10 protein-coding genes are annotated in these 16,577 nt (G+C 69.9%); 5 read left to right on the plus strand and 5 right to left on the minus strand.

Annotated features, from left to right (window positions below; all coding sequences use genetic code 11):
• Position 1 precedes the first annotated feature (1 nt).
• The 4 genes from ACIBEJ_RS04870 to ACIBEJ_RS04885 are packed head-to-tail and all read left to right on the plus strand — an operon-like array spanning position 2 to position 6,737.
• Entirely contained in the window at positions 2-1,237 is a 1,236-nt protein-coding gene (locus tag ACIBEJ_RS04870; protein WP_397181256.1) for an ABC transporter substrate-binding protein, read from the plus strand.
• Positions 1,234-2,100 (plus strand): carbohydrate ABC transporter permease, encoded by an 867-nt coding sequence (locus ACIBEJ_RS04875; RefSeq protein WP_397181257.1) that lies wholly within the window; start codon positions 1,234-1,236, stop codon positions 2,098-2,100. The genes ACIBEJ_RS04870 and ACIBEJ_RS04875 overlap by 4 nt, the downstream gene beginning before the upstream one ends.
• Complete coding sequence (locus ACIBEJ_RS04880) at positions 2,100-2,903, plus strand: carbohydrate ABC transporter permease (RefSeq protein WP_397181258.1); 804 nt, start codon at positions 2,100-2,102, stop codon at positions 2,901-2,903. Before ACIBEJ_RS04875 ends, ACIBEJ_RS04880 begins: the two co-directional genes overlap by 1 nt.
• Positions 2,904-2,912: 9 nt before the next feature.
• Complete coding sequence (locus tag ACIBEJ_RS04885; protein WP_397181259.1) at positions 2,913-6,737, plus strand: alpha-L-arabinofuranosidase C-terminal domain-containing protein; 3,825 nt, start codon at positions 2,913-2,915, stop codon at positions 6,735-6,737.
• Positions 6,738-6,772: 35 nt separating this feature from the next.
• Here the strand turns inward: ACIBEJ_RS04885 and ACIBEJ_RS04890 are convergent, their stop codons facing one another.
• The gene (locus tag ACIBEJ_RS04890; protein WP_397181260.1) at positions 6,773-7,753 is read right to left on the minus strand and encodes a serine hydrolase domain-containing protein; all 981 of its coding nucleotides are present in this window, start codon (positions 7,751-7,753) and stop codon (positions 6,773-6,775) included.
• Positions 7,754-8,007: 254 nt separating this feature from the next.
• On the opposite strand from ACIBEJ_RS04890, the gene ACIBEJ_RS04895 reads away from it, so the two are divergent.
• Entirely contained in the window at positions 8,008-8,217 is a 210-nt protein-coding gene (locus ACIBEJ_RS04895) for a hypothetical protein (protein WP_397181261.1), read from the plus strand.
• Between the two features lie 18 nt (positions 8,218-8,235).
• Here ACIBEJ_RS04895 and ACIBEJ_RS04900 read toward each other — a convergent pair whose 3' ends face one another.
• The 4 genes from ACIBEJ_RS04900 to ACIBEJ_RS04915 are packed head-to-tail and all read right to left on the minus strand — an operon-like array spanning position 8,236 to position 16,352.
• On the minus strand, positions 8,236-9,774 hold the full coding sequence (locus tag ACIBEJ_RS04900) for a phosphatidylserine/phosphatidylglycerophosphate/cardiolipin synthase family protein (protein ID WP_397181262.1): 1,539 nt from the start codon (positions 9,772-9,774) through the stop codon (positions 8,236-8,238).
• Complete coding sequence (locus ACIBEJ_RS04905) at positions 9,767-10,960, minus strand: hypothetical protein (protein WP_397181263.1); 1,194 nt, start codon at positions 10,958-10,960, stop codon at positions 9,767-9,769. Before ACIBEJ_RS04905 ends, ACIBEJ_RS04900 begins: the two co-directional genes overlap by 8 nt.
• On the minus strand, positions 10,957-14,907 hold the full coding sequence (locus tag ACIBEJ_RS04910; protein WP_397181264.1) for a DEAD/DEAH box helicase: 3,951 nt from the start codon (positions 14,905-14,907) through the stop codon (positions 10,957-10,959). Before ACIBEJ_RS04910 ends, ACIBEJ_RS04905 begins: the two co-directional genes overlap by 4 nt.
• Before the next feature lie 2 nt (positions 14,908-14,909).
• The gene (locus ACIBEJ_RS04915) at positions 14,910-16,352 is read right to left on the minus strand and encodes a hypothetical protein (protein ID WP_397181265.1); all 1,443 of its coding nucleotides are present in this window, start codon (positions 16,350-16,352) and stop codon (positions 14,910-14,912) included.
• Between the last annotated feature and the right edge of the window lie 225 nt (positions 16,353-16,577).

A 16,577-nucleotide genomic window follows, 5' to 3' on the forward strand; every position in this document is an offset into this window, starting at 1 on the left:
CATGAAACGCCTGCTCGCCCTCGCCCTCGTCGCGGCCCTCCCGCTGACCGCCTGCGGATCCGGTGAAACGTCCGGCACCTCCGCGCAGGTCACGCTCACCTTCTGGAACGGCTACACCGGCCCGGACCGCCCGGCGCTGGAGTCGCTGGTCAAGAGGTTCAACGACACGCACCCCGGTATCCGCATCGAGATGAACATCATGACCTGGGACGTGCTGTTCCAGAAGCTGCTGCCCGCCTACACCAGCGGCAACGGCCCCGACCTCGTCGCCTTCGACGACGCCCACATCGGCCGCTTCGCCGCCAAGGGCGTCCTGGCCCCGCTCGACGACTGGTTCACCGCCGAGCACAAGGCCGCCCTGGTCAAGCCCGCCGTCGAGGCGACGCTGTTCAAGGGCAAGCACTACGCGGTGCCCATGACGTTCACGCCGATCCTCATGTACTACAACAAGAAGCTCTTCAAGGACGCCGGGCTCGACCCGGAGCGGCCCCCGGCCACCTGGCAGGACTGGCAGGCGGCACTGAAGAAGCTGACCAAGGACACCAACGGCGACGGCCGCCCCGAGCAGTACGGCACCGCGCTGCCCGACCACCAGACGATCCAGGTCTGGCCGATCCTGCTGTGGGGCAACGGCGGCGACCTGCTCTCGCTGAACAGCCCGCAGTCGGTGCAGGCGGTCCAGCAGTGGAGCGACCTCATCGTCAAGGACCGCGTCTCGCCCACCGGGCTCGGCGGCGCCGACGCCGACAAGCTCTTCCAGACCGGCAAGGCGGCCACCAACATCACCGGCCCGTGGATGACCACCGGGTTCAAGGAGGCCGGGCTGGACTTCGGGATCGCCATGGTCCCGGCCGGGCCCGCGGGAGCGGTGACGCTGGCCGGCGCCTCCTCCTTCGTGCTCAACGCGAAGTCCGACGCGGCCAAGCGGAAGGCGGCCAAGGAGTGGTTCACGTTCTGGAACTCCAAGGAGTCGCAGATCGCGTGGTCCAACGGCTCCGGCTTCCCCGGCGTCAGGACGGACGTCACCCCGCAGGACACCAAGGCCAACCCGTACGTGGCGCAGTTCGCCGCCCACTCGGAGAAGGCCCGCGTGCTGCTGCCCGGCCAGGCCGAGTTCCGCAAGATCTACGAGGAGATCTTCGAGCCGGCCGTCCAGCGGGTGACCACGGGCAAGGCGCAGGTCCAGCCGGCGCTTGACGAGGCGGCCAAGGCGATCGCGCCGCTCGCCGGCCCATGAGGGCCCGCCGTACGGCGACCGCGTACGCCTTCCTCGCGCCCACCCTGATCGTGGTCGGGGTGTTCATGGTCTGGCCGATGCTCCAGTCGCTGGCCGACTCCTTCTACGACAAGTCCATCGGCCCGGGGATCTTCGTCGGGCTCGGCAACTACGCCAAGCTGCTGGACGACCAGGCGTTCCTGGTCGCCCTGCGCAACACGGTCTTCTACGCGGTCGTGGCCACGCCCGTCGCGGTCGCGCTGGCCCTGGGACTGGCCCTGCTGCTCAACGGCCGGATCCGGGGGCGGGGATTCTTCCGCTCGGCGCTGTTCCTGCCGTCGGTGGTGTCGCTGGGCGTGGTGGCCATCGCATGGAAGTTCCTGCTCGATCCGGACATCGGGCTGGTCACGTACTGGCTGCGCGGGCTCGGCGTGGACGTCGGCGACGGCGTCCGGGACGCGGACGTGGCCATGTGGTACCTGATCGGGGTCGGCGTCTGGAAGAACGCCGGGTTCTACATGGTCATGTACCTGGCCGGGCTGCAGACGATCCCCCGCGTCTACTACGAGGCGGCCACCATCGACGGGGCCGGGCCGTGGCAGCGCTTCCGCAACGTGACCTGGCCGCTGCTGGGGCACACCACGATGTTCGTCTTCATCATCGCCGCGATCGCCGCGCTGCAGGTCTTCGACCAGATCTTCGTCATGACCCGCGGCGGGCCGCACTTCGCCACCGAGTCGCTGGTCTACCTCGTCTACCGCAAGGGACTTCAGGACTTCGAGTTCGGTTACGCCTCGGCGATCGCCTGGGTGCTGGTGCTGATCGTGTTCGTGCTGTCGCTGGCGCAGAACGTCTTCTTCAGCCGCCGGGCGGTGAGGTACTAGTGCGAGTCCTGAAATATGGGGCTTTGATGGTCGGCGCGGCGCTTGTTCTGCTGCCGCTGGTCTGGATGGTGGTGGCGTCGATCACGCCGGAGGCGGCGATCGTCCGCTATCCGCCCTCGCTGCTGCCCGGCGGCTTCACCACCGACCACTACACCCAGATCTGGGACCGCATCCCCTTCGCCCGGCAGTTCCTCAACACCGTCGTGTTCGCCGGCGGCGTGACCGCGGTCTCGCTGCTGCTGGACTCCCTGGCCGCCTACGCGCTGGCCAGGATGGACTTCCCCGGCAAGAACGCGGTGTTCATCCTGATCCTGCTCCTGCTGATGATCCCGCCGCAGGTCACGCTGGTGCCGCTGTTCCAGTTGCTCAGCTCCCTGGACTGGATCAACACCTACCAGGGCCTGATCGTGCCGCGGGCGACGAACGCGTTCGGCATCTTCTTCCTGCGCCAGTACTTCCTGACGATCCCTCGCGAACTGGACGAGGCCGCCCGCATCGACGGCTCGTCGGAGTTCGGCATCTACCGGCGGGTCATCCTGCCGCTGTCCGGGCCCGCGCTGCTCACGCTGGGCCTGTTCCACTTCATGTACAACTGGAACGACCTGCTCTGGCCGCTGGTGTTCACCACCGAGACCGACATGCAGACGCTGCCCGCCGGGCTGGCGCTGTTCATGGGCGAGCACGTCGTCGAGTACGGCCTGCTGATGGCCGGCTCCGTCCTCACCCTGCTGCCGATGGTCGTGGCGTTCCTGCTCGTCCAACGGCGCTTCATCGAAGGCATCGCAACCACCGGAATGAAGTAGGGACCACTCATGGTGAAGCACGTCCTGGCCTGCCTGGCCCTCTTATGCGGAAACATCACCCTGGCCACTGGAGCCAGCGCCGCCGCCAACGCCAACGTCATCAGCGTCGACGCGAGCAAGCCGATCGGCGTCGTCCAGCCCGCGGTCACCGGCCAGATGATGGAGTGGGCCTCCGACTCCATGAACAACGCCTGGGCCGAGAAGGTCGCCAACCGCTCCCTGGAGACCGAACCCGCCCGCAGTACCCTCTATGACGGCTTCGACACCGCGGACCGCTCGAAGAGGACCCCCGTCAGCCTGGACGGGGCGCCCGCCGGGACCTTCACCGTCTCCGGCGGCGCCGCGGCGATCACCGCCGCCCAGCCGGGACGCTTCGGCATCATGTCCAACCCCGTGCCCGCCGGCCGGTACGCCACCGTCAGCGTGGAGACCAGGATCGTCTCCGCGACCGGCGCCAACGCCATCCTCAGCGTCTACGGCGGCTCGGGCGCGTTCACGAACTACGCCGAGTTCGCCATCGAGGGCGGCGTGCTGAAGGTCTTCGCCGACGGCCACCCCACCTGGACCGGCGGCCCGGCCACGACGCCCTCGATCCTGCGCGTCGACGTCTCCGGCCGCGACGGCAGCGCCCGCACGCTGCGCTTCTTCCACAACGGCACGTTGGTGCACACCCTGACGGGCTTCACCGGCCTGCCCGGCGACTACCGGGCCTTCCTGTACGGCTGGAGCGGCACGGTCACCGCCGACTACCTCGCCCTCACCCCCGACGGCACCTACGACTCCTTCTCCGGTACCGCCCTGTCGCCCCGCTGGACCACGACCAGGCTGGAGGGCGGCGTCAACGGCAGCGTGAGCGTGGGCGGCGGCCGGGCCACCGTCACCGGCGGCGCCCAGTCGCGCTACGGCCTGCTGTCCGACCCCATCGCCAACAGCTCCGTGGACTGGACGACCATCGAGACCAGGCTCCACGGCGTCACCGGCACGAACGGCCTCATCAACGTCTACGGCGGCGCCGGCGGCTTCGAGCGCTTCATGGAGTTCGGCGTCGAGGGCGGCGTGGCCAGGGTCTTCACCAGCGACGGCACCGGCAACTGGACCGGCGGCGCGGTCACCCTGCCCGCCACGCTGAGCGTGCAGGTCAGCCCGTACTGGTCCAACGGCAGGCTGTTCAGGTTCTTCGTCAACGGCGTGCGCGTCCACGAGCTGGCCACCCGCACCGACGTCCCGCACCACGACTTCCGCCTGTTCCTGTACGGCTTCGGCGCCTCCACCACCGTCTGGGACGAGGTCAAGGTCAGCCAGGTCCACATGCTGGACCGCTGGGACAACCACTTCGAGGGCGGCGGCGTCTCCGGCGCCTGGACCCCGACCACCCTGGCGGGCGGCTGGGGCAGCGCGGGCGCGGGCAACAGCCAGATGACGATCAACGGCGCGGCCGGAAGCCGCTACGGCATCATGTCGCAGCCGATCGTCGAGAGCGACGTCCAGGACTACGCGGTCGAGGCCAAGCTCGACTCCTACACCGGGGTGAACGGCCTGCTCAACCTGTACGCGGGCACCGGCCGCGGCGATTTCTCGAAATATCTGGAATTCGGGGTCGAGGCGGGCACCCTGCGCGTGTTCGGCGACGGCGTCACCCCCTGGACCGGCCCGGCCGTCACGCTGCCCGTCGTCCTGCGCATCGAGGTCGGGGACACGGTCTCGTTCTTCGCCAACGGCCGCCTGGTGCACAGCCTGCCCAAGCCGGCCGTACTGCAGAACACCGAATACCACGCCTTCCTCTACGGCTTCGGCACCAGCGTGACGAAGTGGGACTACCTCACCTGGTGGCGCACCGACAACGCCTGGCGGCCCGACGGGCATACCGACGTGGCCACCTACGAGCGCGAGCGCAGCGCGTACAACGGCAGCTACGCCCAGCGCGTCGACATCCAGCACACCAGCGGGCGGCGCGGCATCAGCCAGGGCGGCCTGGCCGTCACCGCGGGCCGCGCCTACGAGGTGAGCGTCCACCTGAAGCAGACCGGCCTGAGCGCGCCCGTCACGCTCGCGCTCGGCCCGGACACCGGCGACGCCCCCGGCTACACGCCCTACGCGAGCGCCACCGTCACCGGGGCCGGCGGCTCCTGGTCCAAGCACACGGTCACGCTCACCCCGTCGGTCACCGACCGTCACGCCAAACTCTTCATCGGTACGGCCGGCAGCGGCACCCTCTGGATCGACCTGCCGAGCGTCATGCCCAAGGACCCCGCCGAGGTCGTGCACGGCGGCTGGCGCAAGGACTTCGTCGACCGGCTGGCCGCGCTCAACCCGGGCTCGATCCGCTGGCCGGGCGGGATCATCGCCGACAGCTACACCTTCAGCGACGGCATCGGCCCGCGCGACCAGCGCCCGCCCATGTACTACGGGCAGTGGGAGGCCGGGTGGATGACCAACGACGTGGGCACCGACGAGGTCCTCGGCCTGGGCGAGGCGCTCGGCATCCCGGTGGTGCTCAACGTCAACTGGGGCCAGGGCACCGCGGCGACGGCGGCCAACTGGGTCGAGTACACCAACGGCGCGGCCGGGACCACCTGGGGGGCCAGGCGCGGGCGGGCGCCGTACGACGTGAAGACGTGGGAGATCGGCAACGAGGTGTGGGGCTCGTGGACGCCCGGGCACACGAGCGCGGCGGCGTTCGCCGCGAGCTACGTGACCTTCCGCGACGCCATGGCCGCCAAGGACCCCACGATCACCTTCATCGGCGAGGGCGGCGACGGCACCAACAACGACCAGAGCTGGAACACCACCATGATCGCCAACGCGGGCTCCAAGCTCGACCACCTGGCGATCCACTACTACAGCCCGCAGCCGCTGCCACAGGCCTACGACAGCGCCGCCCTCTACGCCGCCTCCGTCGGCGCGCCCGTCGTGATCGGCGACCGCATGGCGACGGCTGCCAACACGATCCTCAACGGCACCAGCCGGGACATCAAGATCGCGGTGACCGAGCACAACGCCATGTACTTCAACGAGGAGCACCGCAGGTCCAGGACCCTGGAGGGCGCGCTGCAGGAGGCGGGGCTGCTCAACCTGTTCATGCGCAGGAGCGACGTCAACGAGGTGAACGCCGCCTCGACGCTCATGGAGTTTTGGGACGGCAGCGCCATCCGGCTGGGCAACAGGGGCAGCTTCGTCACCCCGACGTACCTGGTGCAGAAGCTGGTCGCCGACCGCCACGGGCCGCTGCTGCTGCCCACCACGGTCACCGGGCCCACCTACAACGCCCCCGCCATGGGCAACCTGCCCGCCCGCAACGGCGTGCCGATGCTCGACGTCACCTCCACCCGCTCGGCCGACGGCTCGAAACTGTACGTCTCGGTCGTCAACCGGGACCCGTCGGCCGCGCAGCCGGCCACGATCAACCTCGCCGGAGCCGGGACCGTCGGGTCCACCGTCACGGTCTCGACCGTCGCCTCGCCCGGCTACCTCGACCGCAACACCTGGCAGCAGCCGAACGCCATCCAGACGGTCACCACCACGTCCTCCAGCGTGGGCGCGCACACCTTCCCGGCGCACTCGTTCACGGTGCTGACGTACGACATCGCGGCGCCCGCCGTCGCGGCGCCGGTGATCGTGGGCAGGGTGACCAAAACGGACGGGACCCCGATCGCGGGGGCGAGCGTCAGCGCGGGCGGTCCTGGGGTGGTCACCGACGCCGCCGGGTACTACCGGCTGCCCGCCGCGGTGGGCGTGCGGAACCTGACGGTGACGGCGGCCGGATACAGCACCTACGTCCGTACCGCGGTGGAGGTGTCGGCGCTGGGCGCGAGCCCTCTGCCGGTGCGACTCTAGCTTTATCAGGATTTATCCCGATTTGTCCGGCTGATTCAGAGGTCGAGGGCGCGGGCCATGGGCCAGGCGCCGGGGGAGGTGTTGGACAGCACGGTTCGCGTGGTGCCGGTGCGCGGATCGTGCGTGGACTTGAACGAGGCGCCCGCGTCGTACCCGACCAGCATCACCGTGTCGGTGCTCGCGTGCAGCCAGAAGCCGAGGCCGTAGCGCAGCGACTCCTGGGGCACGTCGCGGCGCGGCCGTACGACCTCCTGGACGTCATCCACGATGGCGCCCGCGAACAGCGCCCGCCAGAACGTGGACATGTCGGCGGCGGTGGTGTGGATGCCGCCGTCGCCGGTGGCCAGCACGGGCAGGTGGAAGACGTTGGTGCGGTCCCTGCCGTCCAGCGGGAGGTAGCCGACGGCCGCGTCGGCGGGCAGTTCGTCGGAGCGCAGGAAGTCGGTCCCGGTCATGCCGGCCGGGCGCAGCACCTGCTGCCTGACCAGGTCGTGGTAGCCGGTCCCGCTCGCCCGCTCCGCCAGCAGGGCCAGGACCACGAAGCCGCCGTTGCAGTAGGCGAACCGCGCACCCGCCCGGAACTTGGCGGGATGCCCGTCCAGCAGTGGCAGGAACGCCTCGGTGGTGGTCAGTTCGTGGGCCGCCCCGACAAAGTAGTCGGTGACCTCGCTCTCGGCCTCCTCGTCCAGGTAGTCGCCGATGCCGGAGGTGTGGGTGAGCAGGTGCTCGACGGTCACGTCATCGGCGATCAGCGGCAGATCCGTACCCAGCAGCGACCTGGCCGTGGTGCCCATCTCCAGCACCCCGGCCCGCACCAGCGAGAGCACGGCCAGGGCGGTGAACCCCTTGCTGCCGCTGGCGATGCCGAACCGGGTCTCCACGCTGTTGGGCACCCGGTAAGCCCGGTTCGCCAGCCCGTAGGCCCGGGCGAACTCGACCTCCCCGCCCCGATCCACCCAGACGACCCCGGAGAACCCGGTGTCCTCGGCGACCTTGTCGATCTCGTCGTACGGCATGCGCGCAGACTAGCCCAGACCTGCGGCGACGCCGTACCCATCAATCCCGAGATCACCTCCTTCGCGGAGCTGTCCGGCCATGACGAGGAAGGGAACGCTCCAGTACGGCAAGCGCGGCTGCGCCGCCCCCGTCAAGATCGTCAAGCAGGACCACGTGCGCACCCCCTTCGAGGACGAGCGGGTCGTCACCGCCGGAAGCCTTCAGGCAACTGGCGAAAGCGTCCCCGCGGACCCGGCTCACCCAGGTCGTCACGATGGACGACGACGAGATCCGCTTCACGCTGACCCTCGGCTCCGGCAACCTGCCGGTGCGGCTGGAGACCTTCCACACGGCCGAGACCCACTGGCTCGGCCAGAGCCAGGACGGCGACGAACTCCGCCACCAGAGCGTGTACCGCACCTGGGGCACCCCCACCACGATCACCGCCCCACCCGCCAAACAGGTCAAGGCCCACAAGAAGTAGGCGTTTCCCCTTCGGACGTCACGGGGAGGTGCGGACGAGCGCGGCCGCGCACAGGCCGCGCTCCACACCCTCGGGGGTGCGCTCCCGGGTGAGCCAGGCCTCGAAGGTCTCACCGGCCCCACGGCCCTGCCCTGGAGAGGCGCAGGGCTCCAGCCACCACCAGCCGTTGGCCGTGTCGAGCTGCCATCGCTCCTCCCCGCTGCGCAGGGTGACCGGGGAGGCGCCGGATCTCTCATAGAGGACGACGCCCTGCTGCTCCTGGAGCCGGCGCCAGGTCCGGTCGTCGGCCACCACCTCCAGTGAGGGCGGCAGCGGCCACGGGGTGAGTGCTTCCGCGTACAGTGCGCCGGCCAGCTCTTCGAGGCTGGGGTCGTGGGCGAAGGTCATGTTCGCCTCGGCCATGGCGTGCTCGTAGTAGCGGACCGCCTCGGCCAGGGCGGCGGTGCCGTCCAGTCTCATGCCCATCTCGATGCCGCCGGTCAGTCCGAGGCCGGTCAGGAAGTTCGCGGAGAACAGGGCGCCGTGCCTGTCGTCGGCGATCGCGGCCTTGGCGTGGTTCAGCCGGTCGGGGACGATCTCGACTCCGGCGCCGGCGAAGGCGGCGGCCTCGGCTCTGGCGGCGTCCATGTTGTTGCGTCCCCGCATGAACATGCGCACGCGCACGCCGCGTTCCACTGCCCGGCGGACCGGATCGAACAGCAGGCGAGGCTCGGGCGGATGCCTTCCGATCTGGTAGGTCATGTTGGCCACGCTGAACGTCGCGAGGATCAGGTCCTTCTCCGCCCGATCGACGATGTCCACGATCGCCGCGGCGATGTGGTGTTCGTCGCCGCCCCACGTCCAGATCGGGCCGGTGCCCTTCGCCGGCGCGTCCACCGTGATGAGGCTGCGGGCGGTCCTGGACTCGACGCGATGCCGTTCCGGATCGGGATCCGGCGGCATGTCCCAGGCGCTGAGCTGCCAAAGGCGCCCGAACAGCTTCGCGAGGCGGATCACGTCCTCGGCCTCGGTGACGACCACGCCGTTCTCGCCCACCCGATCGAAGGAGCGGGTCACCAGGTTGGCGCTGGAGACCAGGGCGGTGGCGTCGTCGACGACCACGAACTTCGCGTGCAGCCCCGCGCAGCCACGCACGTAGATGCCGTGCCGGGTCAGCTCGCGGAAGTTGCGGTACTCCAGTTGCTGGTCGATGTCGGTTTTGTCGTCGACGTTGTTGATCGCCTTGTCCAGCCCCTTGTCGTCCAGGGCGGACACCACGTAGACCCCGCCACGTAACCGCCTGGCGGCCCGGATGAGGGCCTCGCGCAGTTCCGCGTCGCCGAGGAAGAGCGTGGCGACGAAGATCTTCCGCTGCGCGCCGTCGATCATCCTGATCAGTTCGTGGCGGATGTCCGACCCTCCGCCCGCGTACGTGAAGCAATGCCGGTATGGCGGTTCACCGTCGCACGGTCTCGGGGCGAACGGCGTCCTGGCCGGCGCGTCCTTTCTGGTGAGGAAGAACCCGCCGGGCACGATTCGGGCTCCGAGCTCGATCGTGGCGGCCTGGCTGTCAGTCATAGGCAAAATCCGCCGTCTCGCGTAGCGCGTACATGTGCCGGTAGTGGCCGTCGTCCCAGAGGCGCCGCTCGACCTCGCCCGCCGTCAGGGCCTCGTCGGCGAGCTCGTACGTCTGCCGCGCCGCCGACGTGGCCGCCGCCAGGTCTTCTGGCCGCAGGGCGGTGGGCTCGGTGTCGGCCAGTTCGCGCACCGCCCGCACGAGCGCGAAGACGTTGCGCGCGGGCTCGTCCACCGGGACGAACGTGACGTCGACCGACACGACACAGTCGACCTCGCGGATGGACAACCTGGCGGGTCTGCTCAGTCCCAGGCCGGTGCTCGCGACAGCGTCGGCCGCCGCTCCGTCCAGCGTGTACGCCCACCGCGTGGCCGTCTCCTGGACCGCCGTCACCGTGCCCTTTCCCCACATGGAGGCGGCCTCCGCGGCCCGGGCAGCCAGCGCCGACCAGATGCCCGCCTGCACGCCGGCGCCTGGGACGATGCACCTGGTTGCCTTCTTTCCGGACTCGTTGAGGAGGTCGAGCACCAGCGTCGCGCTCTCGCCCGTGCCGCGCACGTGACCTCGGCACCGGTACACCGGGCACTCCCTCGGCACGATCTCCGGTCCGTCCTCCGCGTCGACGACGTCGTCCGGCAGCCCGGTGACGCCGCCGCTCGCGATGCGCGCCCGGAGCAGGTCGGCGAGTGGGCGTCCGGCGACCTCGTCGGGAGCGGGCATCAGGGACGCCGGCGGCTGCGCCTTGTGCAGCAGGGGCGCGTCCGTGGATCCGGGACCGGACTCGAAGGCGATCAGGTCGCCGCCGCCCGGGAGATACAGCAGCGTCAGGTGCGCGATGCGGAACTCCGGGATCGCATGGCGTTCGAGCGCCAGGCGCGCCTTCTCCGCGACCGCGTGGTAGCCGTCCGCTTCGGTCCGGAGCACGCCCAAGCCGGTCAACCGGCCCGCGATCCTGGTGATGGCGTCCCGCGGGATGCCGGTGACCTCCTCCACGTCCTCGGGACGCACCGGCGTCAGCGACAACGCCGCCTCGACGACGAACCGGTCGACGATCGTCAGGTCCTGGTCGATCTGTCGCCTGACCGGCACCGACTCCCACATCAGCATGGGCAGCAGCGCCTCGCGCACGATGACGCTCGCGCCGCCGGGCACCCGGGCGGGCGGCGACCAGTCGTAGGTGTGCATCACAGCCGCCAGATCCGCTGGAAGTTCGTGCTGTCGTCGTCGAAGAGGCGCAGGAGGTTCGCGTAGAACTCGCGGGCCTTGCGCGCCTGTGCCTGCTCGGCAGACGAGCCGAGCCTTTTGAGGGTGTCGCCGTGGCCGACCAGCACCAGGGCCCGCCGGGCGCGGGTGCACGCGACGTTGAGCCGCCGCACGTCCTGCAGCCACTGCCCGTAGCGGGGGCCGAACCCCTTGCGGCGGGCCCGGGTGAAGCTGAGGATGACGAGGTCGCTCTGCTGGCCCTGAATCCGGTCGATCACGTCGATGACCTGCCAGTCCAGCATGGGCAGGTCTCGTCCCAGCAGCTCACGCTCGAGTGCCTGGGCCTGGGCGCGGTAGAAGGCCAGCACGCTCACCGTGACGGGGCCCGCGCCGCTCTCGCCGAGCTCCTCGTTGTAGATCTCGCAGAGCTTCACGATCAGCCGCTGTTCGAGCTTGTTGACGAAGCCGTGGCGGATCTGGGTGTCATCGGCGTCCTGATAGCGGCTGGTGTCGATGAACACGCCGGGACGGGTGAAGGTCCGCGGCGTGATCAGCGGGACGACCCTGGCCCGCGCCAGCTCGACGTCCGGCGGGGACAGATAACGTCCCTCGTAGATGGGCTTGTTCACGACCTCGGCCAGCGACGCGATCATTCGCCGCTGCCAGATCAGCGGCTGCCGCAACGAGTCCGGACATCTCGTGACCGCTCGCTGGAACAGGCTCTGGACCAGGTAGCGCACCATCGAAGCGAGCAGGGCTCGGTCGACGTCGCTGTCGTCGCGCCTGGCGCGGACGAAGCGCTGCCGGGCCTCGGCGAACCGGTCGCGGAACGTCGACTCCCATTTGCCCGAGCTGTCGAGTTCCTCGGCCAGTTGCCGGACGGACTCGGCGCGGAACACCCGCAGCTCTTCGTCCTCGGCCCACATGTCCGCCAGATCGTCGACGGCCTGCTCCAGCGAGTCCGCGGCACCCTGCTGGCGACGATGCAGTGCGGTGAGCGCGTGCAGGAAGTGCTCGTCGTGCTGGTCGACGTGCGGCGGGAGCTGGTGTTCGTCGCCGACCAGCACCCATCGGCGCGCCCTGACGGCACCGATCAGGAACTCGCTCTCGGTGACCCGGCTCGCCTCGTCGACGATGAGGGTGTCGTAGTCGGTGTGCCGCACCAGGTCGCTGCCCCTGCCGACGATGCCCCTGGTGGTGGCGCACACCAGGTTGGTCGCCCGGACGAGCGAATGCTGGATGTCCTCGACGAGCTGTGGGTCGGTGCGCTCGGCGGTCAGTTCCCGCCACCGGGCCTCCAGGTCGGGAAGGCGGCGGAGCACCTGCCCGCGGCGCAGCAGGCGGTTCTCGTCGTCGGGGCCGACCCCGGTGGTCCGTGCCGCCAGCCGTTCCTGTTCCGCGGTCACGGCGTCGAGCGTGGCGCGATGCCCGGTGAGCGCGGACTGCGCGGCCGCGAATTCCCCCTCAAGACGTTCTAGCTCGGCGCCGACCCAGATCCGCGCCGATCGCAGCAGCTCGCCTGACTGCTCCCGCTGCCCCGCCGCCCGGACGCGCTCGCCGTCGAGCTGGTCGCGGTTGTCGGCGACCCACCGCATGCGGTCGGCGGTCTCGTGCAGGGCGTCGCGTACGGCCGGCCAGCCGACCAGCGACCGCGGCGCATCCGGCCACGGGACGCCGTCCTGCGCGGCACTGCCCAGCACGGCGTCGCAGTACGCCGCCACCGCCTTGCCCAGGTGGACACACTGCTCGACGGTGACCTGTCCCAGCTTCACCGCCACGCCACCAGGCAGCGCGTTGAGCGCCCGGACGAGCTCCCGCACCTCTGGCTCGAAACGGTCTCCGAGATTCCGGTGCCCGGCGGCGTGCAGGTCCGCGGCCGTGCGCAGTTCCTCCTCCCACCGCTCGGCGTCCGTGGTGAGGCGTTCGTGGTGGGCCAGCGCCGTCCGCCAGCGGCGTTCGCGCTCGTCGAGGGCGCTTCTCCAGCCGGCGGCGGCGTGCTGGGCCGCCGCCGTCGTCCGCCGGTGGCCGGCCACCGGGCCCATGCCCAGCGTCTCCGCCATGCGGCCCAGGGAAGTCTGCCGCTCGATCGCCTGCTCCAGGGCCGAGCGGGCGAGCATCGCCGCCCCCGCCGCCGAGGCAAGCTCTCGCCGGGCCTCCGCCACCGCCTGCTCGGCCGTCGAGCGATCCCGTGCCGCTCGCTCGACCTGTTGCTGACGCCCGGTGAGCCAGCCACGCAACCTCTCGTCGGCATCCTGATGCGCCGAGGCCGCCGCGATCAACTCTTCGCCGGTCCGGCGCACCCGAGCCGCAAGGTCGCGGGTCTTCTCCAGTTCCGCCACCGACCAGGCCCAGGTCGCCTCGTATGTCCGTGCGGCGCCGTCGTACGCCTCGGCCGCCGCGGCCAGCCGTCGCTCGGCCTCGCCGGCCCGCCCTTCCAGTTCGGCGAGCTCGGCCATGGACGCCTCCTTCCTGGCAAGCAGGCGTTCTCGGGCGCCGGTCGTCGCGCCGGCGGCGACCTTGAGCGCCTTCACGGCCGCGGCCCGACGCTCGGTGACCTCACGCAGGGCGGCGAGGTCGGCCAGGCGCGCGTCAACGTCGCGACTCTCACGCTCCCACCGGGCCCGCCGCCCCTCGTCCCCAGGGCGCATGATCTTGCTGGCCAGCTCGAAGCCGAGATTCCTGGGCAGGAACGCGTGCAGTTCCTCGTCGACCAGGTCGTCGCTCCAGGTGATGCGCATCGCGCGTACGCCGGGTTTCCGGCCGATCCGGCCGAGAACCTCATCGACCGCCACATGCGTGGGCGCGAGCAGCAGCACCCGCTCCCCACGGCCGACGAGCTGGCGGACCACCTCGCCGATCACCTCGCTCTTGCCGGTGCCCGGCGGCCCCTGGATCAGGAACGCGTGCGGGCTGCCGACAGCACCGGCCACCGCCCGCCGCTGCTCGTCGTTGAGCACGGGCACGTCAGGGTCCCCGTCGCAGTGGAACGTGGCGGGCAGGGGGAAGCGCGCGGGCGTCGTCAGCGCGCGCGGCCGGCACAGCAACCGCGCCAGGTCGTCCCAGGAACCCTCCGTCTTCCCGGCGAGGAAGTCGTCCAGAGCCTGCGCCTCCTGCCGCATCCCGAACGGCCGCACGACCGCGACGTGAACCCGCTCTCCCGGGCGGGCCGACCAGTCCCGCGGCTCGGCGATCTCGAGACGATCGCCGCGCACCCGCCCCACCCGCGTGTTGAACGACCGGCCGTCCGCCTGGGTGAGCTGAACCCGCTTGTTCCGGAAATCGGCGGAGTCCTTCCCGTCCAGTTCGACGACGATCACCGGCGTACGGCGCCGCCGCCGTGATCCCTCACCGGCGGCGACCGTGCCCTCGGCGGCCTCCTCCGGCGGCTCCGGCCGCTGTTCGAGCACGTCGACCAGGGTCTGCAGCTCGCCGTACTGGCGCCGTACCTCCGCCTGCAGCCAGCCGTGCTCCTGGACGGCCGCCTGGCCGGCCACCTTCCGCCCGTCGGGGCTGCTGAGCCTGCGCTCGTGCGCGCGCATCAGACGGGCGATCTCGTCGAGGTCGCAGGCCACCTCGTCCCAGATCTTGTGGAACTCGACCCGGGAAGGGATCACCCATCCCGCCTTGCGCGGCACCGACTGCGCCTCGTCCACGTTCAGCACGACCGCCATAGGCCGCCGGTTCTCCTTGCCACGCTGCCGGCGAATCCGCAGCTCGAACCGCCGGCCACCCATCCGGAAGATCTCGTCGTGCGCCATTCTGTCTCGGACCAGCCATGCCCCCGACCGCAGGTCATCGGCGAGGTCGGTGATGGACAGGCCGTCCGGCAGGGACAGACCACGAGGATAGAACGTGAGGGGCAGGACGGGCAGGGGCAGCGCCCGGACGTCATCGTGCCAGCTCTGCGGAGGTGTGAGCAGGACGTCGGCCATGGTTACGCCTCGGCGACGAACCGCAGCGTCGCGATCTGGTTGTCGATGTCCTTCCCAGGTTCGTGCAGCCGCCAGAAGGCGCGCAGGTTGAGCATCGCCCGGTCCTTGAGGTGCTTGCACTGCTGTTCGGTCACCGACTCCTCCCCGTGCGCGAGCACGGACCGGTTTCTGCCCTCGACGAGGCCGCGTACGTGGCCCACGCCGCCGAGTCCTTTGACAGAGGCCGCCGCGAGCATCCGGTCGTCGAAGATCTGCAAGAGGATCATCGCGTCCACCAGCGCGACCTTCCACGGCAGGGCGGCGGGCCGGTCGCTCTTGTACACCTTGTTCGCCGCCGCGCCGAAGCGCTGGGTCAGCTCGCCGACGTCGAGCCCCAGGAGCGTGTAGTCGGGGTGGGACATGTCGAAGCCGTGGTAGTTCAGGCGCAGCCGTTCGGAGATGCTCTTCTCGATCGTCCGGTAGTAGAGCAGCGCGGCGAAGTCGTACCGGTCGAGCTCGTAGTAGTGCTCGCCCAGCAGATAGAAGTTGAGCAGTGCGGTCGAGCCCTGGTTGGCGGCCAGTTCCTCCACGAAGTCGATCTGCTCGATGAGCCTGCGCGCGGTCTCGTGGCGGACGCCGGAGCGCGGGTCCGACAGGCGATGCCGTACCTGGTGGGCCAGCGCGGGAAGCTGCTTCGAGTCGAGGTCGCACCAGGCCTGGTACAGGGCGGCGAGATCGCCGAGGAAGCGAGCCCGCGCCGGCTCCGACATCGACTCGCTCAGTTCCCCGAACCTGGCCTTGGCCCCCGAGTAGACGCCGGACTTGAACATCTCGAGAGCGGCGTCCATGTCCTTGTCGCCGAACAGGGCGGTGGGATTGGGGAGGATGCAGAGGCGTTCGCTGCCGGGCGCGGGCTGGCGCATCTCGGGATCGAAGTCGCTGTCGATGTAGCACATCTTGAGGTCGAGCTGGGAGGCGGCGAGCGCGGCGCCCGCGCTCATCACCTTCTTGCCGCCGGTGATGTCGATGATGGCCTTCAGCGGCGCCTCGTCAGGACGGCGTGGCCGTACGGCCTTCTTGACGATCTCGTAGATGTCGGTGGGGTCGACCGGGTCGCAGTACCGGTGCTCGAAGTCGGAGACCGCCAGCCGGTCCCGCAGCTTCTCGTGGATGATGTTCACCTTCGCCCTGGTGTTCTCCGACGAGATCACCAGCAGGCGAGGCGGGCGGATCAGCTCGAAGGCGAGTAGAGTGGTCTCCGGTGAGAACCCGGACAGGCTGACCAGCAGATCGACCTCAGGCCGTTCGACGTCGGCGGAATTCTTTCTGGCGGCCTCGACGGCGTCCGCGTACATCTCCTCAAGCCGGTATCGATTCGCCTGTTCTGTCGCGGTGCCTTCACCGTACGTTTCCTGCCCACGGAAGATTCTGAGCATGCGTTCGCGCTTGTACGCCAGTCCACTCATCGCTGCCCTGCTTAGGTAAATGACGCTGGCGGTGCGGCGGTTCCGGCCTGGCGTCATGCTGCCATGCCGCGCGACTGAGTCGCGGCTCAGGAGTCGATCGCCGAGACTAGCGGAAATCATCCAGAGTTATCGGAAATCGGTAAACAGGATGAGATTCTGTTTCGCGATGTCAGGACCTATTGGGGAGTTCGCTCCATCGCATATAGGAAAAGCTGCCGCGAGCAT

Source organism: Nonomuraea sp. NPDC050790 (genome assembly GCF_044456745.1).
Classification (GTDB): domain Bacteria; phylum Actinomycetota; class Actinomycetes; order Streptosporangiales; family Streptosporangiaceae; genus Nonomuraea.

What these genes read in the sequence shown, in the direction of transcription:
- ACIBEJ_RS04885 (WP_397181259.1), top strand. Translation starts at nt 2,913, where the DNA reads ATGGTGAAGCACGTCCTGGCCTGCCTGGCCCTCTTATGCGGAAACATC.
- ACIBEJ_RS04890 (WP_397181260.1), bottom strand. Translation starts at nt 7,753, where the DNA reads ATGCCGTACGACGAGATCGACAAGGTCGCCGAGGACACCGGGTTCTCC.
- ACIBEJ_RS04915 (WP_397181265.1), bottom strand. Translation starts at nt 16,352, where the DNA reads ATGAGTGGACTGGCGTACAAGCGCGAACGCATGCTCAGAATCTTCCGT.
- ACIBEJ_RS04875 (WP_397181257.1), top strand. Translation starts at nt 1,234, where the DNA reads ATGAGGGCCCGCCGTACGGCGACCGCGTACGCCTTCCTCGCGCCCACC.
- ACIBEJ_RS04895 (WP_397181261.1), top strand. Translation starts at nt 8,008, where the DNA reads ATGGACGACGACGAGATCCGCTTCACGCTGACCCTCGGCTCCGGCAAC.
- ACIBEJ_RS04910 (WP_397181264.1), bottom strand. Translation starts at nt 14,907, where the DNA reads ATGGCCGACGTCCTGCTCACACCTCCGCAGAGCTGGCACGATGACGTC.
- ACIBEJ_RS04870 (WP_397181256.1), top strand. Translation starts at nt 2, where the DNA reads ATGAAACGCCTGCTCGCCCTCGCCCTCGTCGCGGCCCTCCCGCTGACC.
- ACIBEJ_RS04900 (WP_397181262.1), bottom strand. Translation starts at nt 9,774, where the DNA reads ATGACTGACAGCCAGGCCGCCACGATCGAGCTCGGAGCCCGAATCGTG.